This window comes from Phocaeicola sp. HCN-6420 (assembly GCF_037890145.1).
Lineage (GTDB): Bacteria > Bacteroidota > Bacteroidia > Bacteroidales > Bacteroidaceae > Phocaeicola.
On record NZ_JBBKBJ010000070.1, the window covers coordinates 1 to 1,315 of the forward strand.

1 protein-coding gene is annotated in these 1,315 nt (G+C 45.7%); it reads left to right on the forward strand.

Translation table 11 applies throughout. The features are described from left to right. Positions 1–215 precede the first annotated feature (215 nt). Positions 216–1,181: an IS110 family transposase gene (locus WKT12_RS16390; RefSeq protein ID WP_032568652.1), complete on the forward strand. Its 966-nt coding sequence runs from the start codon at positions 216–218 to the stop codon at positions 1,179–1,181. Positions 1,182–1,315 lie beyond the last annotated feature (134 nt).

Sequence of the window (1,315 nt, forward strand, 5' to 3'; positions counted from 1 at the left end):
CATTGTATAATTTTTAATCGTTATATATTTGCATAAAGTTTCAACATCAAAGTGTGGAATAAGACCGATGTTTCCTTGGTCATAAAGGCCGTGAGTTATGTTTCGTCCCCACACTTTTACATCAGAAACCGGATAGTTCAATGGGCTTTCGACCCCGTATTCGCAATGATGGCTCACGATGTACAGATGTTGTCGTTCAATAAATCATTAAGACTATGACCTACGTTGGAATTGATGTCAGCAAGGCGACTTTCGTAGTTGCTTATTCTTCTGCCAAGAGCAGCAAGACCAAAACATTCAAGAACACTACCAAAGGCGTTCATGAGTTCATTCAAACCTTGTCAGCCAGTGAGCATCATTGCGTGCTGGAAGCAACCGGCAATTACAGTTCCCTGCTCGTCTATCTTCTTTCGCAAGTGGGAATCACTGTCAGTTTGGAGAATCCTCTCAAGATAAAGAATTTCGCCCGTGTGATGCTTTCCGTCACCAAGACGGATGAAACGGATGCACGTCTGATAGCTCTTTACGGAGAGAAGATGCAGCCTGCCCCTTATAGGCTTCGTAGCGATGCCATTCTCACCTTGAAGCAGAAACGGACAGTCATACGTCAACTCAAGAAGCAACTTATAGCCACCCGTAACTTGAAAGGTTCCATGGAAGCACTTCCCTTCTTCGACCCCAAGTGCAAGAAAGCTATTGAAAAGACAATCGCTTTCCTTGAAAAGCAAGTCAAGAACTTGGAGGAGGAACTGGCGGTTTTGGCACAATGCGAGTACAAGAAACAGATGGACTTGCTCATCTCTATCAAAGGTATCGGTGTCACGCTGGCGGCAGCCTTGATAATGGCTACGGGAGGCTTCACGTACTTTGATAATGCCAAGCAACTCACCCGATACTTGGGCTTATCTCCTACTTACCAACAATCCGGTACGTCAGTCAATGTCAAAGGTCACATCAACCGCAACGGTGATTCTTCCTTACGTGGTCAGCTTTATATAGCTGCCATGGCATCTCTGCGATGCAATGCCGAATGCAAGGAATGTTTTGACCGATTGCGTTCTAACGGCAAGCCGGGAAAAGTGGCGGTTGTTGCAGTCGCCAACAAACTCGTAAGGCAAGCCTTTGCGGTAGTCTCTCAAGAAAAGCCATATGTCGATGGATTCAAGTCTGAAAAGCCATAATAGCTCCTGCGGAGGGAACGCCATGCGGCAAGGGGCTACGCAGTCAGCCCCGACGAGCTTCCGTGAATGAGATAATTGCATATTTATGCTAATTATCGTTAACCGTAGTCAGTTTTCGTATTATAGTTCATAAC

Coding starts and splice junctions, on each gene's coding strand:
- WKT12_RS16390 (WP_032568652.1), top strand. CDS start 216: ATGACCTACGTTGGAATTGATGTCAGCAAGGCGACTTTCGTAGTTGCT.